27 protein-coding genes and 1 pseudogene are annotated in these 25,026 nt (G+C 47.1%); 13 read left to right on the top strand and 15 right to left on the bottom strand.

Annotation, left to right across the window (positions count from 1 at the left end; all coding sequences use genetic code 11):
- Nucleotides 1–7 precede the first annotated feature (7 nt).
- On the top strand, nt 8–928 hold the full coding sequence (locus tag CPH17_RS08085) for a DMT family transporter (RefSeq protein WP_074397272.1): 921 nt from the start codon (nt 8–10) through the stop codon (nt 926–928).
- Between the two features lie 174 nt (nt 929–1,102).
- Here CPH17_RS08085 and CPH17_RS19920 read toward each other — a convergent pair whose 3' ends face one another.
- A complete protein-coding gene (locus tag CPH17_RS19920) occupies nt 1,103–1,255 on the bottom strand; it encodes a hypothetical protein (protein ID WP_231898100.1) in 153 nt (50 codons plus the stop codon).
- A gap of 59 nt (nt 1,256–1,314) precedes the next feature.
- Nucleotides 1,315–2,076 (bottom strand): type IV toxin-antitoxin system AbiEi family antitoxin, encoded by a 762-nt coding sequence (locus CPH17_RS08090; protein WP_231898101.1) that lies wholly within the window; start codon nt 2,074–2,076, stop codon nt 1,315–1,317.
- A gap of 377 nt (nt 2,077–2,453) precedes the next feature.
- On the opposite strand from CPH17_RS08090, the gene CPH17_RS20500 reads away from it, so the two are divergent.
- Both CPH17_RS20500 and CPH17_RS20245 read left to right on the top strand, forming a co-directional pair.
- Nucleotides 2,454–2,645 carry a GFA family protein gene (locus CPH17_RS20500; protein WP_441316763.1) on the top strand — a complete coding sequence of 64 codons (192 nt, stop codon included), beginning with the start codon at nt 2,454–2,456 and terminating at the stop codon, nt 2,643–2,645.
- Nucleotides 2,646–2,746: 101 nt separating this feature from the next.
- Nucleotides 2,747–2,902 (top strand): hypothetical protein, encoded by a 156-nt coding sequence (locus tag CPH17_RS20245; protein WP_231896462.1) that lies wholly within the window; start codon nt 2,747–2,749, stop codon nt 2,900–2,902.
- Nucleotides 2,903–2,933: 31 nt separating this feature from the next.
- Here CPH17_RS20245 and CPH17_RS08105 read toward each other — a convergent pair whose 3' ends face one another.
- The 7 genes from CPH17_RS08105 to CPH17_RS08130 form a co-directional block, all read right to left on the bottom strand.
- A complete protein-coding gene (locus tag CPH17_RS08105; protein WP_096298965.1) occupies nt 2,934–4,163 on the bottom strand; it encodes an SGNH/GDSL hydrolase family protein in 1,230 nt (409 codons plus the stop codon).
- Nucleotides 4,164–4,194: 31 nt separating this feature from the next.
- Nucleotides 4,195–4,764: a TetR/AcrR family transcriptional regulator gene (locus tag CPH17_RS08110; protein WP_074397275.1), complete on the bottom strand. Its 570-nt coding sequence runs from the start codon at nt 4,762–4,764 to the stop codon at nt 4,195–4,197.
- A 417-nt stretch (nt 4,765–5,181) separates the two neighbouring features.
- On the bottom strand, nt 5,182–5,496 hold the full coding sequence (locus CPH17_RS20120; RefSeq protein WP_197668816.1) for a type IV toxin-antitoxin system AbiEi family antitoxin domain-containing protein: 315 nt from the start codon (nt 5,494–5,496) through the stop codon (nt 5,182–5,184).
- Nucleotides 5,480–5,680: an AbiEi antitoxin N-terminal domain-containing protein gene (locus CPH17_RS20505; RefSeq protein ID WP_197668817.1), complete on the bottom strand. Its 201-nt coding sequence runs from the start codon at nt 5,678–5,680 to the stop codon at nt 5,480–5,482. The genes CPH17_RS20120 and CPH17_RS20505 overlap by 17 nt, the downstream gene beginning before the upstream one ends.
- Before the next feature lie 349 nt (nt 5,681–6,029).
- Nucleotides 6,030–7,040, bottom strand: coding sequence for a hypothetical protein (locus tag CPH17_RS08120; RefSeq protein WP_096298966.1), 1,011 nt, complete (start codon nt 7,038–7,040; stop codon nt 6,030–6,032).
- A 259-nt stretch (nt 7,041–7,299) separates the two neighbouring features.
- On the bottom strand, nt 7,300–7,545 hold the full coding sequence (locus tag CPH17_RS08125; protein ID WP_082934266.1) for a nucleotidyl transferase AbiEii/AbiGii toxin family protein: 246 nt from the start codon (nt 7,543–7,545) through the stop codon (nt 7,300–7,302).
- 78 nt (nt 7,546–7,623) lie between these two features.
- The gene (locus CPH17_RS08130) at nt 7,624–8,556 is read right to left on the bottom strand and encodes a LysR family transcriptional regulator (RefSeq protein ID WP_231898102.1); all 933 of its coding nucleotides are present in this window, start codon (nt 8,554–8,556) and stop codon (nt 7,624–7,626) included.
- Nucleotides 8,557–8,655: 99 nt separating this feature from the next.
- On the opposite strand from CPH17_RS08130, the gene CPH17_RS08135 reads away from it, so the two are divergent.
- Both CPH17_RS08135 and rarD read left to right on the top strand, forming a co-directional pair.
- On the top strand, nt 8,656–9,495 hold the full coding sequence (locus tag CPH17_RS08135; RefSeq protein ID WP_096298968.1) for a DMT family transporter: 840 nt from the start codon (nt 8,656–8,658) through the stop codon (nt 9,493–9,495).
- Nucleotides 9,496–9,818: 323 nt separating this feature from the next.
- A complete protein-coding gene (rarD, locus tag CPH17_RS08140) occupies nt 9,819–10,733 on the top strand; it encodes an EamA family transporter RarD (RefSeq protein ID WP_096298970.1) in 915 nt (304 codons plus the stop codon).
- Nucleotides 10,734–11,010: 277 nt separating this feature from the next.
- On the opposite strand, the gene CPH17_RS08145 is transcribed toward rarD, so the two are convergent.
- Nucleotides 11,011–11,472: an Lrp/AsnC family transcriptional regulator gene (locus CPH17_RS08145; protein WP_096298972.1), complete on the bottom strand. Its 462-nt coding sequence runs from the start codon at nt 11,470–11,472 to the stop codon at nt 11,011–11,013.
- 281 nt (nt 11,473–11,753) lie between these two features.
- Between CPH17_RS08145 and CPH17_RS08150 the strand changes: the two genes are divergently transcribed.
- The 5 genes and pseudogenes from CPH17_RS08150 (at nt 11,754) to cml (ending at nt 16,876) form a co-directional block, all read left to right on the top strand.
- Nucleotides 11,754–12,740 (top strand): pyridoxal-phosphate dependent enzyme, encoded by a 987-nt coding sequence (locus CPH17_RS08150; protein ID WP_157742951.1) that lies wholly within the window; start codon nt 11,754–11,756, stop codon nt 12,738–12,740.
- A 3-nt stretch (nt 12,741–12,743) separates the two neighbouring features.
- A complete protein-coding gene (gene sbnB / locus CPH17_RS08155) occupies nt 12,744–13,742 on the top strand; it encodes a 2,3-diaminopropionate biosynthesis protein SbnB (protein WP_096298984.1) in 999 nt (332 codons plus the stop codon).
- A 240-nt stretch (nt 13,743–13,982) separates the two neighbouring features.
- Entirely contained in the window at nt 13,983–14,441 is a 459-nt protein-coding gene (locus tag CPH17_RS08160; protein ID WP_096298985.1) for a ParB N-terminal domain-containing protein, read from the top strand.
- Between the two features lie 292 nt (nt 14,442–14,733).
- Complete coding sequence (locus tag CPH17_RS08165; protein ID WP_231898103.1) at nt 14,734–15,354, top strand: EamA family transporter; 621 nt, start codon at nt 14,734–14,736, stop codon at nt 15,352–15,354.
- A 342-nt stretch (nt 15,355–15,696) separates the two neighbouring features.
- Nucleotides 15,697–16,876, top strand: a pseudogene (gene cml, locus CPH17_RS08170) (CmlA/FloR family chloramphenicol efflux MFS transporter).
- 48 nt (nt 16,877–16,924) lie between these two features.
- Here cml and CPH17_RS08175 read toward each other — a convergent pair.
- A complete protein-coding gene (locus CPH17_RS08175) occupies nt 16,925–17,368 on the bottom strand; it encodes a Fic family protein (RefSeq protein ID WP_231898104.1) in 444 nt (147 codons plus the stop codon).
- A 392-nt stretch (nt 17,369–17,760) separates the two neighbouring features.
- Here CPH17_RS08175 and CPH17_RS20510 point away from each other — a divergent pair, with 392 nt between their 5' ends.
- The 3 genes from CPH17_RS20510 (at nt 17,761) to CPH17_RS08195 (ending at nt 20,943) form a co-directional block, all read left to right on the top strand.
- Entirely contained in the window at nt 17,761–17,913 is a 153-nt protein-coding gene (locus tag CPH17_RS20510; RefSeq protein WP_096298989.1) for an integrase core domain-containing protein, read from the top strand.
- A gap of 86 nt (nt 17,914–17,999) precedes the next feature.
- Nucleotides 18,000–19,832 (top strand): AAA family ATPase, encoded by a 1,833-nt coding sequence (locus CPH17_RS08190; RefSeq protein WP_157742952.1) that lies wholly within the window; start codon nt 18,000–18,002, stop codon nt 19,830–19,832.
- Nucleotides 19,825–20,943, top strand: a complete 1,119-nt coding sequence (locus tag CPH17_RS08195; protein WP_096298993.1) for a hypothetical protein — start codon at nt 19,825–19,827, stop codon at nt 20,941–20,943. The genes CPH17_RS08190 and CPH17_RS08195 overlap by 8 nt, the downstream gene beginning before the upstream one ends.
- Before the next feature lie 205 nt (nt 20,944–21,148).
- Here CPH17_RS08195 and CPH17_RS19925 read toward each other — a convergent pair whose 3' ends face one another.
- The 4 genes from CPH17_RS19925 to guaA form a co-directional block, all read right to left on the bottom strand.
- Nucleotides 21,149–21,688: a hypothetical protein gene (locus tag CPH17_RS19925; protein WP_157742953.1), complete on the bottom strand. Its 540-nt coding sequence runs from the start codon at nt 21,686–21,688 to the stop codon at nt 21,149–21,151.
- Complete coding sequence (locus CPH17_RS19930; protein ID WP_157742954.1) at nt 21,681–21,848, bottom strand: hypothetical protein; 168 nt, start codon at nt 21,846–21,848, stop codon at nt 21,681–21,683. The genes CPH17_RS19925 and CPH17_RS19930 overlap by 8 nt, the downstream gene beginning before the upstream one ends.
- Nucleotides 21,849–21,905: 57 nt before the next feature.
- Entirely contained in the window at nt 21,906–22,922 is a 1,017-nt protein-coding gene (locus tag CPH17_RS08205; RefSeq protein WP_027336024.1) for an IS30 family transposase, read from the bottom strand.
- Nucleotides 22,923–23,356: 434 nt separating this feature from the next.
- Nucleotides 23,357–24,934: a glutamine-hydrolyzing GMP synthase gene (gene guaA, locus CPH17_RS08210; protein ID WP_096298997.1), complete on the bottom strand. Its 1,578-nt coding sequence runs from the start codon at nt 24,932–24,934 to the stop codon at nt 23,357–23,359.
- Nucleotides 24,935–25,026 lie beyond the last annotated feature (92 nt).

Below are 25,026 nucleotides of genomic sequence, written 5' to 3' on the forward strand. Positions count from 1 at the left end.
TGCGCCAATGAAGGCCACCCCTGAACACGAAGATAATATCCTACAGGGCATAAGCCTTATCGTGGGGGCTGTCTTTCTGCTGGCGTTGACCGACGCCCTGGTTAAGTATCTGAGTGCCAGTATGTCGTTATGGCAACTCTATGTCATCGCCTCAACACTATCGCTACCGATACTACTTGGGTTGCTTATTGGTCATTCCGGAGCCCGTCCCAATGTAAAATCGCCACGTTGGGTGGCAATCAGAAGCTTGCTTCTATTGCTGATGTGGATAGCCTACTACACAGCTCTACCGCTGATTCCCCTCTCGGTGGCGGCGGTCGCCATTTACACCACGCCGCTGTTTATTGCCGTGCTGGCTGCTTTTGGGGCGGGCGAGTATCTCTCGCGGTTGGCATGGTTAGGCATCTTCTGCGGTTTTCTGGGTGTGGTGGTGGTATTACGCCCCGGCGACGACACCTTCACCCCTGCCACCCTTCTACCGATGCTCGCCGCCATCTTTTATGCGCTGGCTATGCTGGTGACACGCCACCACTGCCAAACAGAGCATCCTTTCATACTCACCTTGGGACTAAATCTAGCCTTTCTTACGGCAGGCAGTGTTTTCAGTGTGCTGGTCGCCATCAACAGCACCGCATCGCTCGCTGAACGCGCGCCCTTCCTGTTTACCGGTTGGCAACCGCTTGATGCCACAACGCTTGCGATCATCGGCGCATACGCCCTACTGCTGATTACTGTGAATACCGGTGTCGCCAGGGCTTATCAAATTGCCCCTTCGGCGTTGATTGGCACCTTTGATTACGCCTACCTCATCTTTGCCAGCCTTTGGGGCTACCTGCTATTCAGTGAAGTGCCCGATGCCATGACTTGGCTGGGTATGGGCATGATCTTAATGAGCGGTTTAATGGTGTTGCGCCAACGGCATACCTAAACGATGCTCAAACAGGCGAACCATCAGCGGTGAACTCTCCGGAATGTCCAGGTAGTTCATCGTTCATACTTTACAAGCACATTTTCAGGCTCTTCGACGTTGGGTGTGGAATTCCCGTATCAACTAGATGATCCACCACAGAAAGCAGATATGGAGTATTAAATTTGGTTCTGGCTAACTGAGCAGTGCCTCAAGTTCGCGTCGTTGAGCCGCATGCTTGGTACCGTTTTCGTTCTTAAGCTTTTCCAGATTGATGAGCTTCCAGCGCACGGCTGGCAGGTCCGCCGCCTGAGGGCGATCAATGGCATCAAAATCTGGGGAACACATCCTCCTTTGCAACATGCGGGAGAATGCGCACAAGTAGTTCGACCTGTGCTTGATAGGTTTCATGCGCCATCTCTGGCCTCCGCCGTTACAAACGCTTCAGGCACCATGATGCGATAGCGCGGATGTATCTTGCCGCCTTTCACCAGTGCGCGATCGCCACTGCCAAGGTTGAACTCTGCTGGGTCGAGGCGCTTGCGCCAAGGATGGTCGTGACGATCCGCAAAGACAAAGAACAGCCGCTTGACCTTGATTTTCTTGCAACTGTGCAGCAACGCCGACAGTACTTTCGGCCGCAGTGTCGTCAAGCTCTCGAACACCATATCAAGGTTATGAAAACTTTCATGGTTGGGTAATTCGTCCATGACTTCCATGACCGCCCGCTCAGGTGCCGACATCTTGAGCGTCCAGTCCCATGGCAACGCGTCTTCATCGTTGATGTTATTTTTGGCAAGCCCTACTGACGGGTCAGCGAACAGTGAGGTGCTGCGGGTCACGATGGGTGCGTTTAGTGGCAGCTTGCTTAGCCAGTTGGGTGTGGCGTCGCCATATACCCAGACAGGCGCACTGCTGCCCAACCGCAGATAATGATCGTAGCCCTGTTGGGCAAGTGCTGTTGTGCCACCGACATAGCTGTCGTAGCCCATTATATGCTGCATGGAGAGAAGGCAGGTTTTCCAATCAATTGTGGCCGATGTTGTTGTGTTCGGCGCGGGGCGTCGGAACACGCCGCGGTTAACACGCTCCAGCCAGCCGTTATCAACGTATTTGCGGGCAAGGAAACGGCTGACACCGTGACGTTCGAGCCATGCGGTGTCGACCATGTACCCTGATGGTATGGCTTCAAGCATTCGCTTTAGTATTGCTTCTTTATGTGTACTCATGGTTCACAAATTAGCATTTAACTAAAGAAACCGCCACAACACCTCTTTGTTATCATCATATTTTGTGTACTTTTAGTTCACAAATAACTTATTTATTAAAGAACCGCGGCAAGGTGGGTCGCCAGCTTAACCGCCGTTAAAATCAGCGCCCGCTTGTACCCTAGATATGACCGAACTCCGGGAGCGCAGGGCAAACCCGCCTCCTGCAATAGCTCGATTTATGTCAGTTTGCGGATATCAAATACGAACGAGACGGCAGCAAGTCAAAACCGGAAGCGCCGCCTACTTTGAATATATGAATCTTCTGGAGACTGGCAATGGAACAACTAACAGGTGGCTGTCTCTGCGGTAAGATCCGAATCGTGGCCAATGGAGAGCCGCTCCGGGTAGGTATTTGCCACTGTATGGATTGTCGCAAGCATCACGGGGCGCTTTTCTATGCGGCGGCGGATTACCCCAAGCAAGCTGTCGTTATCGAAGGCGAACCACACAGTTACCGCCGGAGCTGACCGGGCCGGACGCCGATCAGTACGACATCATCGGTACCAAGACCACCTACCGGCTGGCCCAGCGGGCCTCAAGCTACGTAGTGCTCAAATACGAGCACCCGGTGTTTCGTCGTAAGGGCACGAACCAAAAACCGGTAGTCTACAACGTCTTCCAGTGGTGCCGCGATCAACTGGAACAGGGTGAACTGCTCAGCCGCGAAGCGAGCCTGCCGGTGTTAATGGAGGCTCGGTGGACACCCACCCTAAAAAATAGCTAACCGCTATTGTTCCAGTAAGCTTGATAGCGTCTTATCGTGCATGTCCTGTTTGCCTGCTGTTTGCCTGGCTTGGCCAGAGCGAACCGAGCGTCGATCGCGCCCAACCGGTCTCCGGTGCTCGCTCGACAAAACGCTGCCCTATCAACTGGTGCGCTTCCGGGCCAGGGTGCAACGCATCCGGCAGCGGCCAGCGCTGATGATCATCCGGACCATAAAGCTCGCAACCGTCAAGATAAAACAGATGTTTGTCGGTGCTCATCCGTCGGTGGATCAACCCAGCCAACTGAGTACGGATCGATTGCAAGGTCAGCTTGCCGGTCGCGCTATCCTCATCGTTACCTGTCGCCTGAAAGCGAATCTGGCCCTGCGCCAACGCCTGGGCGTCGAATGCGCCCGGCCCCGGTGTGGTTTCGTGAATCGGGCAATACAGCGGTGATATCACCAACAGCGGCGTATACGGTTGCCGGTCACGGATCACATCGAGGAATCCCAGCACCGCCGGTCCAAAGGCACGCGCCCGCATCACATCGCTGTTCACCAAGTTGATACCCAGCTTCAAACTGATCAGGTCGGCCTCGCTATGGGCAATTACCCGAGCGATAAAGGGATCCAGTAATGCACTGCCGCTGAAACCGAGATTGACGAAATCGAGCCCCGTCTGCATCGCCACCTGCGCCGGCCAGATGCCCGCGGCACTGGCGGCATTGGAACCCTGGCTGATAGAGCTGCCGTAATGTAACCAGATGGGTTGGTCCGATTCGGCATCGGTCAGCAATTCAGCATCGCTGCGCAGGTCGAACAGTTCAACGGTTTCGTTGTACGGCAGCCAGATGTCGACCTTTTTGTCGCCCTCGGGCAAACCATCAAAACGCAAACTGTTGATGTCGCCGCTTTGCTGGTGAGTCTTGCCGCTGCTTAGATCAAAACTGATTTCCGTGGCGCTCTTCGGTGTCGCCAGAGAATAGCATTGACCGTCGACGCACAGCTCAAACTGCCCCTCGGGTCGGCGCGGCATGCCGACATAACCAAAACGGGTGACCCGGGTATTCAGCTCTATCCACCTGGCTCGGGTGCGCAGGGTAAGACGCACACCGGCTGGCATGGACTCGGCCATGGCAAGGCCCGGGTCTGAATAATAATCACGCGCCCAGTTCGGCAAGCGATGCGGCACCAAAGCCTCACCGCGATATTCAATATCGGCGGCGCCTTTGATAAAGGCGGATTGCATGGGGGTAACCCAATCGGCAGAAGACGTTGTCATCTTGGCTCCAAAGCGAAACTGGAACATGAAATCAGACCGGCCAATGTCGTAACGCTTGGTCGAGCGCGTCCAGAGTGCGTTCCCAGGAGATCTGCGCCTCGACTGCGGTGTGTGCAAAACCACCGGCCGATTCGAGTGTGGTGTAACCCAGGAAAACACTGCCCAGAAAGCGGATGGCGTGAGTCTGTTCGTTATCGCTCAGACCATAGGCTTGTAACACGGCACCCAGCATGCGCGACAACTTAACCCCAGAACTGCTGGCGGCCACGGCATCGCTCAGTGGATAACGAGCGGCGACAAAACGTCCCGGATGCGCCTGAGCATAATCGCGATAAGCGTTGGCGAGCGCGATCAACGCATTTTTACCGGAGCGGCCGGCAATGGCTTCGCTAGCGCGGTCGGCTAGCTCATCAAGCGCCAATAGCGCCAAGCGGACTTTCAGGTCTTCAGAGTTTTTTAGGTGGGAATAAAGACTGGCGACTTTGACGTCAAACCGACGGGCGAGCGCCGACAGTGTGACCTGCTCAAAACCCAGATCATCGGCCATTTCGGCACCGGCCTGAGTCAACTTGAATGCTGTTAAACCTGCGCGACCGGCCATAACACCGTCTCCTGAATCAACCGGCGTGCAGGATATCCTATAGCCATTAGGTTTTCAATTAATACTTATAGCTTCTAGCGAAAGACTCCGGAGACACCCATGCCTTATGAGCTTCGGAATATTCGACGTGAACATTGGTTGCCACCCTTCCCTGCCGTGGAGCGATATGACCGGGATCGGGAAGATTGTGCAGGTTCAAGGGCTGCCGCTTAGGTCAGAAGGCAAGCGGGTAATACTTTTGCAATACCAGATGCTGACAGCTCAATGGAGTGTATTAATGACTGGGATCGCCTACCTACTCTATTAAAATAAAGACTCTCTCATTCTAACTAATCCGAGCAAAGCCGCGTCTACACTTGCTCTAATTGCAGCCTACTCTGCCCGACGCTTATCCTCGAAACGCTTGCGGTATAGCGTTTATCCCAAGTGCTCATCCAAGTCCCTCGGTAACGTGATCTGATAAGTCGGGTGTAGACGACCACCGGGCACCAGAACGCGTTTACCGCTGCCGAGCACCCCATCTAACGAGATTCGATTTAGCCATGCATGCTGGTGCCGATTCGCCAAGTCGAGAAACAGTCGCTTAGCCTTGATGCTGCTGCAATGGCGCAGCAGCGCCGTCACGCGCCTTGGGCCCAGTGTTGCCAAACTCTGCATAAGCGTATCCGCAGTGAAATCAGGTACCGGCCAGTCAAACGGGGGCTTGCCGCAGAACTCAAATCGACCAGACATAGACAACTGACCAAGCCAACCAGGCGGTCGAGTAGACCCGTAAATCGTTACCGTGGCAGCTCCACCGAGCCGGAGATACCAGCCAACCGCTGGCGACATAGCGCGCCACAAGGCTTCTCGAATAGCCATGCGCCTGCAGCCAGCGGCTGGAGACTAAATCAGAGTCTCCTAGGCTGGCTAGCAAGTGGTTTAATTTTGATGATTTTGCTCACTCATAGTGAACATAATGCGGCTTTAAAAACTCTGCCCTGTGAACGCAAGGTTTACCTAAAGGACTGTTTGATCACTATAGGTGAGCCTATTGGCTATATCCTGAACCCACGATATTACGCCTGCGTAAAAAGGGGCGTTTTCAACACTCACTCAAGAGTTGCTTACCCACGGAATTCAAAGGAATGTCTGCCATCCTCTGCACATAGACGCAGAAAGGGCAGTCACTTGGACTGCCCTTTCATTGGCTAACGGCCATTCTGATGATCAGCAGCCATGCCCGATGCGTTTGTTAAGCTGGGCTTGGTAGCTTGATTATGGCGTTAGGTATCGAACTGCGGTGAAGTGGCGGGTGCCTGCGCTGACGGCTCTGCCATTGCCACCTCTGCGGAGGAAAGCTGTTTCGAGGGCTTGGTTAACAAATAAATCTGAGCGCCAATGCTGATAGGCAATAGGCTGAGCCCGATTGTTTTGGCCAGTAGAAACAGCCACTTATTATCATAAAACTCGTTTATTGCCAGCCAGAGCGTACCGCCTTCGATGACGACTATCAGGCCTATACCCCAGCATAAAATTGCCGCCGTAGCATCGGTAAAACTGTTCAATCGCTTGGCGACTAGCGTGAGGATCCAGATGCCTCCCAGGACACCCAGTAGCAGTAGGCAAAAGCCACCGATCTGTAATATTGAATTGCCTGCCCCGTAGTAGTACGTACCATATAGGTTATTGAGACGCCAAACCGTGATGCCGCTAATTGCGACGCCCATCACGCCGATCACCAAGTGGGCTAACAGGTAACGGCGCAAGAAAGCCAGGCAGTCCAGTTGCTTCTCCGCAGGCATGTCCGGCCGCTGGCGCATGAGCGCATGTGACGGTTCATCATCGCGAAGAGAACGTAACGTGAACCCCATGAACAGTGCCACGATGCCTATTGTTGCCAACACCACTATCGATAGTAGCGGATACCCCAACTGCTCCTCCATACCATTCGTTGCCACCCAATGGATCATTTTGGCAATAGCCCCCAATGAGTAGGTGCCGATCCCGGCGAGACTACCCCAGCCTCGGCCGAAGGCATTGATACCCACGATGATGTGCAGAACGATCAACGCGAGATCAATGGATACGTACGGGGTGAAATAGCTAGTCCAAAAATCAACGTCAGAAAAGTAGCGTGGCGTCATGTCCCATAAGAAATATTCTTGACGCCAAAGAAGAGCATTACCTACCTGTATGCTCAATAACAGGTAGGCAGCCAGCCAGTAGCGGTGCCGGTCCAGGCGCGGCTCGTTTATAGAGCGGAACCAGTAAAGTTCTTTCAAGATGTGAAACATATCATTCCCTTGGAATTACAGTGACATTAGAGGTGGGCGTACAGTTGTTGAACAGCAAAACTGATAGTGACCAACAGTCGTTAAACCGAGTTTAAAAAATTTTCCAAACTTTAAAACCTCGACCACGCCCTCCCCAATAATACTTTGTCGCTACTATCCTTTGTAGCCTAATTATAATTATTTAAATACAATGACGCTTTATGCATTTATTAAGCGCTTCGACATTGGGTGTGGAATTCGTCTGCTCTACCCATATCACCTAGACGCTCCACCACAGACAAAGATCGCGCGGATGCTGGCGATCCACGGCTGTGTGCAACTTGCCGCCGAACAGGTCTTCGAAAGAGACGATCTGCATGTCTGCATAGCCGAACTCATCTTCAACGGCTTCGAAGACGGTAAGCGTTTCAGGATCGTGCAAGATGCCGTGTGTAACCGGCGAGGTTTCGACCTTGATCTCAGCACCGCCCATGCAAGCAAGAAGATCGGGGCTTGGTGGGCGCATTTAGTGGCAGCTTGCTGAGCCAGTTGGGTAGGCCTACTGCTACCGCTAGCCAAATCAAACAAATCAAATCAAATCAAATCAAATCATGAGCCGAGTATCGGTATGCTGAGTCATCTCACTCAGCACATGTCGGCCTACCTGATTCAACGGCTGCTTTTTAGGCCAGAAGGCAATCAGGTTCCGGTAACGTCGGGGGGATAACGGCAACGTCACCACGTTGGCCGTCGGCTTATTATTTAACGCCAATGTGGGCACCAGGCTCACGCCCACATCTCCAGCGACCATCTGCAATAACGTTCGCGTATCGCGTACCCAGAAATCCACCTGGAAGGTATCGACCTCCTCCAACGAGTGAGCAAATATCTGCTGGATCAGCGCCTCACAACCGCCTGACGACATAACAAGCGGGTGCTCCGACAGTTCCGCCACCGTCACGCTGGCTTGTTTGCTGAGTGGATGGCTTGCGGGCAGCACGGCAACAATTTCGTCCTTCTTTAATAGCTGCCAATCAAAGTGCTCACGCCAGTAAGTGAGATTCAGCTGGGTGACATCGGTTGTGACGCCCATATTGATCACGCCGCTTTCCACCCACTCCTTTATCTCTTCCTCCATGCCTTCCAGAACCAGGCTGACGGCATCCGGGTAGCGGCTCGTAAAGCTCGCAAGCAGGGGCGACAACCAACCAGATAATGCGCTAGGAATAACGCCTATTTTCAGCGCTTCATCCGCGTCACTCCGAAACTGAGCAACTTGCTGACTTAGTACCTGAAGTTCACCAACAATCTTCCTGGCGCTAGTAAGCACTAACTCTCCTAGTGCGGTGGGTACCAGCCCTTCTGTACTTTTGATAATCAGCGGGCCCCCTGCCAGTTTCTCTAGCGCCTGCATGGAATGACTCACCCCCGACTGGCTAACGCCAAGGCGCTCCGCCGCACGGGTATAAGACTGCTCTTCTACCACGGCAAGCAGCGCGCGAAGTTGGGCAATGGAGATGTCGGCTCCTCTGATCATCACAACTCCTCATGGCGACCATGACCTAATCGAGTTTCCAGCGGCATGTTAGCGACTTCTATGCTGGCCCTTCCCTTATCATCAAGACCAGGAGCCCGCATGTCTATCGCCCTTGCGCTAAGCGCCATGGTGCTGCTCGCCAGTACACACTTTATCAATGGCGTGCTCGCCCGTTTTTACCCGCCGCTTAATATTGCGTTTTACACTCACCTGGGCGGCACGCTTGTCGGTTTCGCATGCGCACTGCTCTTTTCCACCTGGGAGCCAAACGTATGGATATGGGGCGCGCTGGCGGGCCTCGGCTCCGCCCTTGGGGCATGGCTGCTTTACCAGGGGTTATTCCGGGCGCCCTTCGCCATCGTGGTGCCTGTTAGTGCTGTCGCGATGGTCACCATCGCCCTTGGGTTCTCGCTGATTTTCCTGGGTGAGCGACCCAACGCCTGGGTATGGCTAGGCGTAATGATTGCCCTCCCCGCCATCTGGTTAACCGCGAGCGGAGGCAAACTGGGCAAAATGGGGATGAGTAGCGGCGCCAAAAAGGGCCTGTTGTTTGGATTAGGTGCAGGCTTAGGGTTCGCTTTGCAGCTTCACGTACTGGGCCAAGTGCCCGACCATGCTGCTTTTTACGGCATCGCACTTTGTATGCTCAGCGGCGCCTTGTGCTTATTCCCTTTTTATAACCGCGCACACCACGCTCGAAAGCGCTTCCCACTGCTGGCAACCACAGCGGGCGGTATCAGTGCATTGGGGCTCACGCTGTATGCGTTATCACGCGAAGGACAGCTTGCCGTCATCAGCATCGTGATTGTGTCGATGTACCCACTGATACCGGTCGTGTTTGGCTCGGTGGTGCGCAGGGAAAGGGTTAGTGGCACCGGTATGGTAGGGATAGTGCTTTCAATTGTGGCGATGGTGTTGATTACGGTAAGCACTTTTTAAATGCTCGCCAAGCGCTCATCCTGAAATAGCCTTCCATGTTTTCCAGTCGCTTTAAGGTTTATAAGACTCTCTTCGGAAGATGTAGAAGGAGCAAGGTCTTTGACTCTGGCTACCCTCGCAGCGTCTCAAATTTGACTCGTTGCGACAACATAATGTGGAAGATCTCATTGAGCCAACGTGGCTAATCCATGAAAAGGTCGCATTAAGCACCTAAAACGAAAATTTTTTGCGTAAAAGGCCTTAATAAAAAATCATTTTTGATAGTGAATCATAGGAAAATAAACCCAAGCGAGCTAATTTTTTAAAAAAAACGCAGGTTAAAAATGAACACTACGATTGGGGTCACATTGAATGTGATAGCATCTTTCTTATTCGCAGCTATGTTTGCCTACACTTCTCTTCTTACCAACCTTGATGGGGAAGAAATTTTTGGGTGGCGTATGCTGTTAACATTCCCTTGCTTGACTTTATTTATCATAACAAGGGGATATTGGGGTCAAGTTGTTAAGATATATCACAGGCTTACTAAGAGCATAATATTTATAGTGACGAGGCTTTTTTCAGCAGCAATGCTAAGCTTCCAACTCTGGCTATTCGTTTGGGCCCCTGGAAATGGTCATGGCCTATCAGTATCCCTTGGTTATTTTATTATGCCGTTAACAATGGTTCTGATAGGTAAAATAGCTTTTCAAGATAGAATGACGGGATATCAGAAGGTAGCATGTTTTTTCGCATTTCTTGGTATACTTTATCAAATAGGATTTTCTGAAAGCCTTGCATGGCCGACCTTGGCTGTTGGGTTGGGATACCCTGTGTATTTCTGGCTAAGAAGAAAAACAGACACGAATAATATTGGGAGCCTGTGGGTAGATATGGTTTTGAGCCTGCCAATAAGCGTAATCTTTATTTTTGCTGGCGGAGAAATAACATCAGACATATGGGTTAATATAGATACTCTATGGTTAGTCATAGGACTTGGGGTATTGAGTGCCTCTGCCCTAACATTTCAGGCTTTATCAGGCCCTCACCTTAACCTGACACTTTTTGGCCTTTTAGTATATGTAGAGCCAGCTTTACTTTTATTAGTAGCCTTAATACTTGGGGAGGAAATAAAAGCATCAGAATGGCCTACCTACTTAGCAATATGGTTTTCTGTATTTCTTCTTATAGTAGAGGGCATCAATAGCCTTTGTGTCAACCATAAGTTCAGAAAAAAATTACACACATCTAGATATTAAAAATTATCTATCCTAGGTATGGGTAGCAGTAAGCTAAGTTTTTAAGCAACTAACAGTGAGCTATCCTGGCATTGGTTATTATCTGACTGTGGGGTTCCGGATAATCAAATGAGCTATAGAAGTTATCCTCTGATGGCAGCCCGGAAGCTTTTGCAGCAATTCATTCGGTACCCCACAGGATTATTTTGAAAGCGACTGTTGGTGTTGTTTTTTGTGTAAGCCCCTGAAAATTTGACACTTGCAGCCGCTTTCTTTTATGCTCCATGAGAAATTCGGGCTAAGATGCTTCTATTGGAACGTAAAGCGTCTTGTAAGATTTCCCCATGGAAATAGAGGTTTTAAAGCCACGCACATTACTATCCTCGAACAAAAGCCTGTGTGTCATGGCTTCAAAATCTTCCATATTCTTTGCGATGCTAATAATTACAAAGTCACCTTCGCCTGTAACATAGTAGCACTGTTGAACCAATGGCTCTTTTATAGCTTTACGCCGAAATGACTCTATATGCTCAGATCTGTCCCTTTCGAGTTCGACAATTATTATAAAAGTCATATTCATATCAACGGCAACCGGATCTACAACGATAACATTTCCTTTTATTACTCCACTGTTACGCAAACGCTTGATGCGACGCTGAACTGCTGGCACTGAAAGTGATACTGCGTCCGCCAGGCGTTCGAGAGTTAAGCTTGCATCATTCTGTAGTAGGTTTAGTAGTGCCGCATCTTTAGGATCCATAAAGCGAAGCCTCTTATCGAAAAAGAACCTGAATACGCAAAATTCTATATCGTACGGGTGTATAAAAGTAATTTCTAATCAAATTATTTTGCCATGATGTAACTGTAAAAGCGACACAGGCGAAGGCAAGCTCGGAATTGATGCCCTTTTAGGGTCGACGTGAGCGCAACGTAGGTTTTATATAAGACCAAAGCCTCAAAAGTCATAGTGCCTTCTCAAGCGTCATGAGAAAACTTGTCTTCCGAAAAAATCACTAAGAGGCGATCTAAATGAGAAATATAATGGAAGCAGTTGAAGATTCGGTTAGAGCAAATGATTTTATAATTTTAAGGAATTGCTTTGGGCGGTTTGATGTAACGTTGAAATTAGAAGGCATGAATTTTGCTGAATCTATTAAGCTTCGCACTGCTAAAGCACTTGTGAATCACGCAGAAGAGCATCTTGATCTCAAGAAAAACAAGAGGTTTATAGAGTCAAGCTCAGGAAATCTAGGCGTGGCGTTGAGTATGATAGCGGCTAGCCGCGGTTACGATTTCATCTGTATAGTTGACCCTAACACCAATGCTACCAACATTGCCATTATGAAAGCAATGGGTGCAAATGTAGTGGTCGTGAATACTAAGGATGAATCTGGTGGTTACCTCGGAACCAGAAAAAAATTCATTAGGGAACAACTTTCACATGACAATACACTCATATGGATAAACCAATATGAGTGTGAGGCAAACCCTGCCATACACTTTTCTGAAACAGCTCATCAAATAAATATTAATTGCTCTGACGTGCGTAAGATTTACATCGGCGCAGGAACCACTGGCACTGCTATGGGCGTATCAAATTACTTTAAAAAATATTTTCCTAAAATAGATTTAATAGCAGTCGATTCTGTTGGATCAGTCACTTTTGGAGGGAACGCCAGTCCAAGATATCTTCCTGGTCTTGGTTCTAGTGTGCCACCAATTTTTTTCAAAAAAGAAAGCTTCAATCGCCTGATCAGTGTTAAAGAAAGTCAGACGGTTGCTGTCGCTAGATACATTGCAAGAAAATACGGACTCTTACTCGGTGCCTCTACTTGTACTGTGCTCGCTGGCATGTATGAGGACATTACCGCGACAGACGAAGTATTGGTAGCCATATCGCCGGATTTAGGGAGTAAGTATATAGACACAATGTACAACGACGAGTGGTGCGACGAAAAATTCGGTAGTGAATGGCGCAACATGAATCTTAGTAGCAATGAACCCCAAACTTACCAAGTGGAGCTATAAATAATGTTTAAGGTAATCAGAGGCATTGAAATTTCCAATTATCTTGACCAAGAGACTGAATCTGTACTGAAGATAGTTCAAGAAACGTATCTGATGCATAAAAATGGTTTTACAAACAATCCAGATAGTTACTTCTTGAAATTTCCAGATAATGATAAGGATAGAATTATAGCACTCCCAGCTTCTATCAACGATCCAAATACTCAGATTGCAGGCATTAAATGGATTGCCAGCTATCCTGGTAACATCGAAAAAAATCTTCAACGTGCCTCTGCTACCATGATCCTGAATGATTATCGAACAGGATATCCATTAGCCTTACTTGAAGCTTCTCAAATAAGCGCACATCGGACGGCTGCATCTGGCGCAATCACTGTTGGTGCACTAAGTGAACGGGGAAGAGAGATTAACACAGTGACCCTAGTAGGTTGTGGAGTGCTGGGTCAAAAAACAATACATTATCTAGTAGCGCTTGGTTTCGATATAAAAGAATTAATGGTTTATGACCTTAACGAAAAATATGCCGAACGCTTTGTAGAGAAGAACAATCAATTTGAAAAATGCAGAATTTCTTCCACTATTAAAGAAGCCTTTGAATCTGACTTAGTTATATTGACGACAACTTCTGCTGATCCATATATTGATATAGGCGATATATACCTCAAAAGGCAGATAATTCTCAATATCTCACTAAGAGATCTCCACCCGATAATTATAGAGAACTCGCTCAATGTGGTAGATGATATCGACCATTGCTTAAAAGCGCAGACTTCTTGCCATCTCACCGAGCAAAAGCTAGGTAATAGAGATTTCATAAATGCTGTAATAGCTGATGTATTAGACGGTAGCTTCGAAGACGACACCAGCAAGCCAATTGTTATCTCACCCTTTGGCTTGGGCGTTCTAGACTTGGCTTTAGCTTATCATATATATAAATACAAATATGATGATGCTTCTACTGTAGATATTGAAGGCTTCTTGCCAAACATGAAGCGCTTGTGATCTGCATTAAAATCGCTTAGTCAGTGAGGATCGAAGACAACGCTAACCAAACATTTTCTGCAGAGCACTTATTGAGCTATTTTTTAGCATTTCTCAGGGCCGTAACAAGGCCTTTTATAAAACAAACGCAGCTCTACATATAAAAAAATATTAACTATATTTTTTACAGGATAATACGATGATTTATGAATCCAGGATTAAAATCTATTAATTAAATATAATTTAAAACTGAGGATTAATATGATGTATGGCGACTCTTTAAAATTTACGCAGAAAATTGCTGACGAATTGAACATGCTCTACTTGGGATATTCGGTCGAATACGAACCGCCTAGTGCCCTTTTGCCAACTGAACGTCACGACCCGATGCGAGTAGAAAAATTGATAGAAAAAGTGAAGAAAAGGGGGTTTTGGACGACCCCTATATTGGTTGATCAAAATTCACTGGCTATCATGGATGGCCACCATCGTACTGCTGCCGCTTTGAAGTTGAACCTGAAAAAAGTACCTGTAGTAAAGCTGAGCTATGGCGATCCAAGAGTTCTTCTTAGTGGTTGGAAGCCTGGAAAAATTTTCAGCCCTGAAGAAATAATATCTGCAGCTTTATCGGGAGTGCCACTCCCATTAAAAAGCACAAAGCACGATCTTACCGTTCCATTACCGAGTCTAAAAGTGCCTTTAAGAGACTTAATCTATTGAGATATCCGCCCCTCTGATCATCACAACTCCTCATGGTGACCATGACCTAATCGAGTGTCTAGCCGCATGTTAGCGGCTTCTATGCTGGCTCTTCCCTTATCATCAAGATCAGGAGCCCGCATGTCTAGCGCCCTTGCGCTAAGCGCCATGGTGCTGCTCGGCAGTACACACTTTATCAATGGCGTACTCGCTCGTTTTTACCCGCCGCTCAATATTGCGTTTTACACTCACCTGGGCGGCGCGCTTGGTCGGTTTTGTAGGCGCTCTGCTCTTTTCCACCTGGGAGCCAAACGTGTGGATATGGGGCGCGCTGGCGGGCCTCGGCTCCGCCCTTGGGGCATGGCTGCTTTACCAGGGGTTATCCCGGGCGCCCTTCGCCATCGTGGTGCCTGTTAGCGCTGTTGCGATGGTCGCCATCGCCCTCGGGCTCTCGTTAATTTTCCTTGGCGAGCGACCCAGTGCGAGGGTATGGCTCGGAGTGGTGATCGCCCTCCCCGCCATCTGGTTAACCGCGGGCGGGGGTAAACCGAACAAAGCGCGGATGAATAGCAGCACCAAAGCAGGCATGCTATTGGGTTTAGGCGCAGGCTTAGGGTTTGCCTTACAGCTCCATCTCCTTGGCCAAGTACCCGACCACGCGGCTTCTTACGGCATCGCACTGTGTATGTTCAGTGGCGCCGTATGTTGCCTGCCCTTTTATCAACGCACACACCCAGCACGAAAGCGCTTTCCAGTGCTGGCAACTGCAGCGGGAGGGATCAGTGCATTAGGACTAACGCTGTATGCGTTATCGCGGGAAGGACAGCTAGCTATTATCAGCATCGTGATTGTGTCGATGCACCCACTCCTACCGGTCGTTTTTGGCTCGCTGGTGCGCAGGGAAAGGGTTAGTGGCACCAGTATAGTGGGATAGCGCTTTCAATTGTGGCGATGATGTTGATTATGGCGGGTAATGGTTACTAGCTGTTTGCTGACGAAATATTGTGGTTTACACCATGAACCTGCCTCCGTGGCTATGCTCCCTAACCATTGCTATGGGCTTGCACGCGCCCCTCTGCCTGATAAGCTATTAAAGCCATTAGGCCAATTACTGAAGCGCTAACTTATGGGTTCAAAAAAGTCAGACCACTAAGCCGCAGCAACATTACTTTCCCGTTGTTGCGGCAGCCTGCTTAAACCAACTCCTTACACGTAGGCCGCCGCCAAATCACCTTATTTGCGCGGAGATTTTATCGTGCCTACTAAAAAAACTCGGCTGTGGACTTACAGCCTGCCGGTAGCGCTGGTTCTGCTGGCACCCTTCAATATTCTCGCGTCTCTCGGCATGGACATTTATCTGCCGATTGTCCCCGCTATGCCAGCGATTCTCGGGACAACGCCCGAAGTAGTGCAGCTAACGCTTACCCTCTACATGATTATGCTTGGAGTAGGCCAGATTATCTTCGGGCCGCTTTTAGACCGTTTTGGTCGGCGCCCGATTCTGATTGGCGGGGTAGTTAGTATTCGCTGTAACTTCATTGGCACTTGCGATGACCACTTCAGCTTGGCTTTTCGTTTTACTACGACTAGTACAGGCTGCTGGGGCGGCCGCGATGCTGGTGGCCGTTTTCGCAACAGTGCGCGACGTTTATGCGGATACTCCCGACAGCGCAGTTATCTATAGCCTAATGAACGCGATGTTGGCTTTCGTTCCCGCGCTAGGCCCCATTGCTGGGGCCTTAATTGCCAGCTATCTCGGCTGGGGAGCCATATTTCTTGCCTTGTGTATCTCAGCACTCATAGCACTCCCCTTCGTATTACCGAAATGGCATGAGACACGACAAAGTAGAGAACACTCAAGCAGAGCCGATTTTGGTTTAGTCCTTAGAAGCCCTTACTTCTGGGTTTATACGCTGGCTTTCGGCACTGTGATGGGGTCTTTCTTCGTGTTTTTCTCTACTGCACCTCGGGTACTCATCAAGGGAACTGGCTTATCCGAGCTAGGTTTTAGCGTTGCCTTTGCCACGGTAGCTGTCGTGATGATTGCCACAACGCGCTTCGCAAAGCGTTTCGTGGCTCGCTGGGAGATTGACGGCTGCGTGATTCGCGGCATGCTGATACTACTTTTCAGTGCGAGCTTGCTTGGGTTGGGCGAGATATTCCTGACACCCAGCTTCTGGTCTTTCGTGTTACCCATGTGGCTGGTAGCGGTCGGTATTGTATTAACAACCTCCGTTACAGCCAATGGTGCACTTCAGGAATTCAGCGAGCTGGCAGGCACTGCCGTTGCCCTGCACTTCTGCGTTCAAAGCTTGATCGTCGGCGTTATGGGCACGGGCACATTGATAGTTCTGAATGGTGGCACGGCCTGGCCACTTATCGCCTATACAGGCAGCATGGCAGCGATTACGTTGGCTGCGCTTACAAGCTTAACGCGTTATAAACGACAGAGGTAGTTCGTTCTTTTTCAGTGGCGATCAAGCCTTAAGTGGCAAAGATCGCCACTACAAGGTGCCATCCACTGTCCGTCCAAGTAACACCGTATAGCGTGTGCTGCACCCACCACCGGGTAGCTTGGAAAGGCAGCCTTTTTCCAGCAGCTCAGCCAAATCCCGCGTGGCGGTGGCTTTACTCACTTTGGCCAACGATTGGTACTTACGAGCATTGATGCCCTGCTCAAACTCCTCCCCTGCCGTATCCAATAAGCGGTTCAGCACCTTGATTTGCCGTTCATTCAGCACGGTGGTGGCATGTCGCTGCCAGAAGGTGGCTTTCATTAACACACGGTCGATCCTTAACAGCGCCTGCTCAAGCGCTTCTTTCAGCGTATCCAGAAACCACAACAACCAAGGCGTAATATCGAGACTGTCCTTCTGAGCGCTTTCAAGGTGATCGTAGTAAGCGCTGTACCGGATCATAATCGCCACGCTTTGGAAGTAGAAACGCACCTACTTGTCCTGCGCAAGGTTTGTTAATACACGGTGAAGTGACCCACTCCAGAGCTGCACAAGCTATAGTGCAGTGATCAGGAGGACTAAATGAGCAACGAACCTACCGCTAAACCCAGGGCTGCCAAGCACAAAGCCGATGTAATGATGGATATTTTAAAGGTAAGACGATAGTCGCCGTAATTATTTGTAAGTATGATCTCACTATCTCCGAGGTCGTAGGCTGGGTCGAAGAGTGCCAAAGCAATATTGAGAACGGTTTCCGGGCACGGCCTAAGGTCATTCGCGAGCGGGATTAGCCCGAATTTTGTGAGGCCAGGGGGAACACGGTGAAAACCTATGGCCTGACGCAATAGTTCACGGCACCTTATAAACCTTAGGAGAATGGGCTTATAAAGCGCTATTTCCGTTCCTTAAAGGAAGAGTGCCTCTGGCTACATCGATTTGATTCGGTGGGTCTAGCCAGAGAAGTCATCAGAAGCTTGAGCCGATACTACAACGAAGCACGGCAACATCAGTTGCTTGACTATGTGGCTCTAGCATAACCAGCGTTAGTCGCATAGAGTGTGCAGAAACCTGAGACTCATTACACAGAGACTTTATAATTTAATTATCGATATTTGGAAAAACAGTGAAACTGATTTATTTTTACTTGAGAAAGTGCTGCGGAATTGAGTTTAATTTAGATGTGAATTTTTCTGAAAATAAGCTTCTAAAAGTCACAAAAAATCGTGAATTAAAAATTACTGATACAAGGTGTAACGTCCCCACTCATTTCTATGGAGATAACATTATTAATGTCAGTGCTATTGTTGGGAGAAATGGCGCTGGTAAAAGTTCAGTTTTAAATTTATTAGGTTTAAAGCGCTTAGACTTACATAGCTGCTACCCCGATAGCCAATGGATAGCCATTTATGAAGACGAGAAAGCTTATTTTTTAGAAGGATTTAATGTAAATGAGATCTTGGACTTTGAAAAAATCAGTACGTCACCTTATGTAGGTTATAAATTAAAAAGAATAAAAGACAGCCTTCATTTTGATTCATTTATTCAATACACTAATGACATTCAAAATAAATACTGTGTCATACATAAGCCTGATTTTTCTAATAGCATCAACAATAGCACTAATAATAATATTAACGACAATGATGACAGAAACTATGGATTCAAGCGAAACTACTTACATGCCAATATGGCTAATTTTTATGAATTTGTAACATCTAATAAATCCAATTTTTGCAGTCATTTAAATAAAAAGCATATCAGCCTTAAAATATTAGAAATTTCTAATGAGAAAAATGAAAATAAATTTAAATTTTACAATCATCTTGATCGATATTTAGAATCAAATATCTTCAACTCCCGTAAAAATAAAGTTGAAAAACTCAAAGATGCTAGAAAACTTTTTGTAATTAACCTTATAGAAGAACATATAATAAACGTTGTCAACAATGTTTTTGATGGGAAAAATTCGTCCGCCTGCCAAGACGTTATTGCCTTCAACAGATATATGGGAGATCTGTTAGATTATGATAACGTAAAAACATCTCTTTTAAATACGCTGGAAGCAATTTTAGAAGAACTAATAAAGAATGATGATGAGATACTTTCATATTTAGGAAAAATGAACTGGGATGATATTACAAAATTCTTTGAGAGTGAGAAAAATTTAACTTTTACCAAAGTGAAAAATGGTTTAAAAGAAAATATTACATGTTACATAAACTTGGAAAAATACAGTAAAAAAGTGCATTCTTTTATTTTGAAGCTTGGAGAGTCGAATGCGCCTATAACATTAAAAATGCCTAGAATGAGCTCTGGTGAATTTGATATCAACAGTAAACTAGCAGGCATTAACAAGGCGATCAAGCTTACTATAGAGAGCAACTCGGAAGTTAATGGCTTTATTATTATACTGGATGAATATGATGAGCATTTACACCCAGAGTGGTCACGTATTTTTTTAGACTATTTATTAGAATACTTATGCCAAAGTTATAAAAATTATAATTTTCAGGTAATTTTATCTACACACTCGCCATATATTATCAGTGATCTTTTGAAAGAGAATGTCATTAAAATTGAACATGACACTTCAAATGGCAATTACGTTAGTAGTAAAGCAAATCGTAGTTTTGCAAGCAATATATATGATATAATAAATGATTCATTCTTCTTATCACAGCCTATTGGTAAGTTTGCAGAACGAAAAATAAATAACATTTTATCTGAAATCTCTAAAATAAACATTCATTGCAATTCGGATCATTACACATCAATACGTAATTTAATCAATGTTATTGATGATGACTATATAAAGAAAACATTACTCACCCAGCTTGATTATAATTATAGGTTAGATGAAAAATCCGAGCTAAAAAGGTTGGAAAAAGAAATAACAGATTTAAAAGAAAAGAAAAGAAAAATTTTAAAAGAAATGGATGAAAAAAAACATGATTAAGTTACCTAAGGATAAAATTTTTAACAATGAATTTATTACAACCTATCAGCAGAATGTAAAAGATTTTGTCTTCCATAAGAGAGGGGGAATTAATTTTTTTCACCATTCATTCTCGGCTGATGAAATATCTTCCGGCGAGCTCATAAACTGTATTTCTATGGATCCATTCTCACGAGATGGATTAAATTCTAAAAATGAATATTTTTTAAAAGATTATTATGAATTTTCAAATTTTTTATTATATAGCAACCACTACTTAAACATAATAAAAACACAATTTACGATTAAAAAAGGCTCTAATTACAAAAAAAATCTAATGAATGAACGTGTTTTCATTATTAACAAGTTTAGGCGTAATGATATATTAAAACATCTTGGCATCGACAACCCGAGCATTACTAAAAATGAAAAAAATTATCTTGAATTTCACAACAAAATAAAAGGTGAGTTTAAAAGAAACAACGCAAACATTGCAAAACTCTTTGATTATAATGATTTCATGAGATCTCAAGATAATATAAGAAATAATATTTTAGAAAACATCAAGGTGATTATTTGTCCTTATTGCAACAGACAATACATTGATATTTATTCTTATGAAGGCAAGGTAAAGTCTATAGCTCAAATTGATCACTTTTTTCCTAAGTCTATATTTCCATTATACTCACTGAGCTTATTGAATTTTGTACCTTCATGTTCACACTGCAACTGCATAATTAAAAAAGACAAGTTATTCCCCTGGGTAAGCGTTTACGCCAACAACCCATTAGATGAGAAGTACTTTTATGTAAATTATCATAATGTTAATGGATTATATGGAGACACTAATAGCTTTAATTTAAGAATTAGCCCCCAAAAAAAAGAAGACATAAATAACTCTATTTTCTTTAGACACCAAGAGATATATGAAAATCATAAAGATGAAGTTTCGGTACTCTTGAAGAAACGATTGATTTTTAATGAAGGATATAAAAATTCTATCGAACAATTACTATCAAATAAAATTACAGAACATGAGTTCAAGTTTATGATTTTTGGTGTGACGGGAAACGATAGTGACTATTTGACAATCCCTTTGTCAAAATTAAAAAATGACATTCTTAAAAGTTAATGAAGAATAAGTATTTTAACCTATAAAAAAGATAAAAATATACTTATGCGACGGATTTTTAATCTTATTATATTTTTATAGAAAAACACTTCAACTAATAAATTAAACTTCACCAACCTTGGCTAACAACCCTCTAGCTATTCAAAGTGTTATATTACACTGCACTATAATTTCCAACAACAGAAGTTGAGGAATTAGAAAGCCTCTACTTTTTAGAACTAAATACAAACATTGCAGTACTAAAAATCGATGATAGAAGATCGAACGTTACCAAAATCCCATAATAAAATAGAAAACCTGAAAAAAAATAAATCACAAAGTAATTACCAAAAATAGTAAAGAAGCCACAAAGAAGTATTGAAATTGCATATACCATCAAAGGATAAGCCATGTCAGCAGGTAACATTTTCGCTTGAGCATCTGTTCCCAAACTATCTAAATGTTGATTAAATTCTTTAGGTAAAGCAAAGAGGAGTGCAAACACACCTATACCAAAGCCAAGTATGCTAGGAAAAGTACCTAAAACCATTTTCCTTGGATCATATAGGTCATTGCCCAAAAAAGCATTTAAAACACTAGCTAAAAAAGATAAAAGCAAGGAGATAAAAACTCCTTTCCCAATCCTACTTAACCATAAATGGCGAGGTGCAGTATACATAACAAACCGCATATCACCTTTATAGCAGTAAGCATTAGATATCCTGTAAACAACTCTCAGAATTGGTATTTTTTTTATTTTAATCATTAGCCCAACCACGAATTTTTTGGAATGTTTTTACAGCATTTTTTGCAATTTTGTCTGCTTTAAAAATAGCCTGCTTTAAATCTAAGAAAAAATCTGTGTCAGCTCTTTTGCTTCCTTTTTCATAGTCAGGCACTCTTTCTTTAATTGGATAATCAACCATTTTATAATGCTCTCTAACCCCATTGCTGGGCGGATGCAGGCTCTGAGTGCAACACCGTCAATGTGTCGATGACGGAACCTCATGGTACTTCGCCAGCTCCTCGCTCATCACCTCAATAGGGCACTTGAAGTCGAAGCGCTTTCGCGGGCGCATGTTCAGCTCAAGCGCGATCTCATCCAGTTCTTGCTGGCTATAGATCGATAGATCCGTTCCCTTGGGCAAGTACTGTCGTATGAGCCCATTGATATTTTCGTTGGCGCCCCTCTGCCATGGGCTGTGTGGGTCACAGAAGTAGATAGCGACACCAGTATTCTGGGTGACCTTGGCGTGCTGCGTCATCTCACGTCCTTGGTCATACGTCATGCTCTTCCGTGCGGCCAACGGCATGCGATTCAGCGCTGCGCTGAAGCCTTCTACAGCAGAGGTAGCAGTCGCATCGTTCATCTTCGCTAGGATCAGGTAACCGCTTTTGAGTTCGACAAGGGTGCCGACAGCCGATGCATTGTTCTTGCCCTTGATCAGGTCGCCTTCCCAGTGGCCAGGAAATTCACGTTTTTCCACCTCTGGAGGGCGGAGATGGATGCTGACCATGTCCGGGATCTGGTTGCGCCGGTCGACCTGGCCACGGCGCGGCTTACGGGTTGGCTTGCCTTGCCGCAAACAATGGATCAGCTCCTTTCTCAGTTCACCGACGGGCAACGCGTAGATGGCACTGTAGATCGTTTCTCGGCAGACGTAGGCGTCTCGAAGGTCAGGGATATTCATATGCTTGAGCTTGCCGCTGATCTGTTCGGGAGACAAGCGCCGACGCAGCATGTGCTGAATCAGGGCGAACCGAGGGCTGCCAGGAAGCAGTTTGCGCCTTGGTCGACAACCGTCTCGACGGTGATCACGGCATTGTTGCGCATGTGGCGCACGATAGCTGCCATCGGACGATCTATTGCGCCGTATTTCTCGGCTAATCGTTGCCGGGGAGCGCTCGAGCAGGGCCGCTACCTTCCTGATGCTCAAGCCTTGCGCGAAGCTGACATGGATCGTGGCACGTTCTTCAGTGCAGAGTTCAGAATATGACATGGATACAACACCCTACCGGTTTGGTCAGGTGTTGCACTCAGAATTTGCGGCCAAGCCTTGCAAATGTCTACGCAACTTTCGCTTAAGGTTAGCTTCACGGGAGGCAATGCTAATCACTGATTTCGACATTCAATCCCCTTAATACAAATAATAAAATATTGAATATGAATAATTTAAATATCAACAACAGCTTTTTCACAAGCACAAAGCCAACCAAAACAACCAACAAGAATAAAAATATATATAAACAACTCATTTCAAACCCGAATCCATTAAAAACAATAATAGAAAGCTATCTTATATTGCATAAAGATTCGGCGATCTGACTAGCCATACTTAACATCACAGATACTGCACTAAAAAAACCCGCCAGTAAAGACGGGTTTATTCGTGAGGAAATCAATATGCCGTGGCCAAGCGATATCGCTACCCACTCACTCCCACTCAATAGTAGCAGGCGGCTTGCTGGAGACATCATAAGTCACCCGCGAAACCCCCGCCAACTCATTGATAATCCTATTAGAAACCTTCTCCAGCAGCTCGTAGGGCAGGTGCGCCCAGCGGGCGGTCATGAAGTCGATGGTTTCTACTGCGCGTAGCGCGATGACCCATTCGTAGCGGCGGCCGTCGCCTACTACTCCTACGGATTTCACCGGCAGGAACACGGCGAAGGCTTGGCTGGTTTTTTCGTACCAACCTGAGGCGCGTAGTTCTTCGATAAAGATGGCGTCGGCGTCGCGGAGGATGTCGGCGTACTCTTTCTTCACTTCGCCCAGAATGCGCACGCCCAGGCCGGGGCCGGGGAACGGATGGCGGTAAACCATATCGTAGGGCAGGCCGAGTTCCAGGCCGAGTTTGCGCACTTCGTCCTTGAACAGTTCGCGCAGCGGCTCGACCAGCTTGAGCTTCATGGTTTCCGGCAGACCACCCACGTTGTGGTGGGATTTGATCACGTGGGCTTTGCCGGTCTTGGAGGCGGCGGATTCGATCACGTCCGGGTAGATGGTGCCCTGGGCGAGGAAGTCGACGCCTTCAATTTTGCTGGCTTCTTCATCGAACACGTCGATAAAGGTGTTGCCGATAATCTTGCGCTTGAGTTCCGGGTCGTTTTCGCCTTTCAGCTTGCCGAGGAACAAGTTTTCGGCGTCCACGCGGATCACCTTCACGCCCATGTGCTTGGCGAAGGTTTCCATCACCTGGTCGCCTTCCGCTTTGCGCAGCAGGCCGTTATCGACGAATACGCAGGTCAGTTGGGTGCCAATCGCTTTGTGCAGCAGCGCGGCGACGACGGACGAATCCACGCCGCCGGAGAGGCCAAGCAGTACATGGCGGTCGCCGACCTGCTCGCGAACACGCTGTACCTGGTCTTCGATGATTTGCGCGGGCGTCCAGAGTTTTTCGGCTTTACAGATATCCAGCACGAAGTGCTCAAGAATGCGCTGGCCCTGCAGCGTATGGGTGACTTCCGGGTGGAACTGCACACCGTAGAACTGCTTGTCTTCCCAGGCCATGGCAGCAATCGGGCAGCTGGGTGTGGAGGCCGTCACGGTGAACTGGGCGGGCACTTCGGCTACCTTGTCGCCGTGGCTCATCCATACGTCCAGCAGGGCCTTGCCGGTGGCGGCATCTACGTGGTCTTTAATGCCGTTGAACAGCGCGTTGTCGGCGTCGATCTGAATCTGCGCGTAGCCAAACTCGCTCTGCTTGGAACCGGCCACACTGCCACCCAACTGCTCGGCCATGGTCTGCATGCCGTAGCAGATACCCAACACCGGCAGGCCCATTTCAAACACGCACTTAGGCGCGCGCGGTGAGTCCAATTCGGTCACCGATTCCGGCCCGCCGGCGAGGATAATGCCGTTGGGGTTGTATTCGCGAATCTCGTCTTCGGTGATATCGAAGGCGCGGACTTCGGAAAATACACCGATCTCGCGCACCCGGCGGGCGATTAGCTGGGTGTACTGGGAGCCGAAATCAAGAATCAGAATCTTATGGGCGTGAATGTCACTCATGGCGGGGTCTCGGTTAAGCGGTGCTGGGCCGCTGGTAAGGCCAAAAAGCAAGCGGCGAGCAATGCCCGCCGCGATGTATCTAAACGTGCTGG

This window comes from Halomonas sp. hl-4, assembly GCF_900215475.1.
Classification (GTDB): domain Bacteria; phylum Pseudomonadota; class Gammaproteobacteria; order Pseudomonadales; family Halomonadaceae; genus Vreelandella.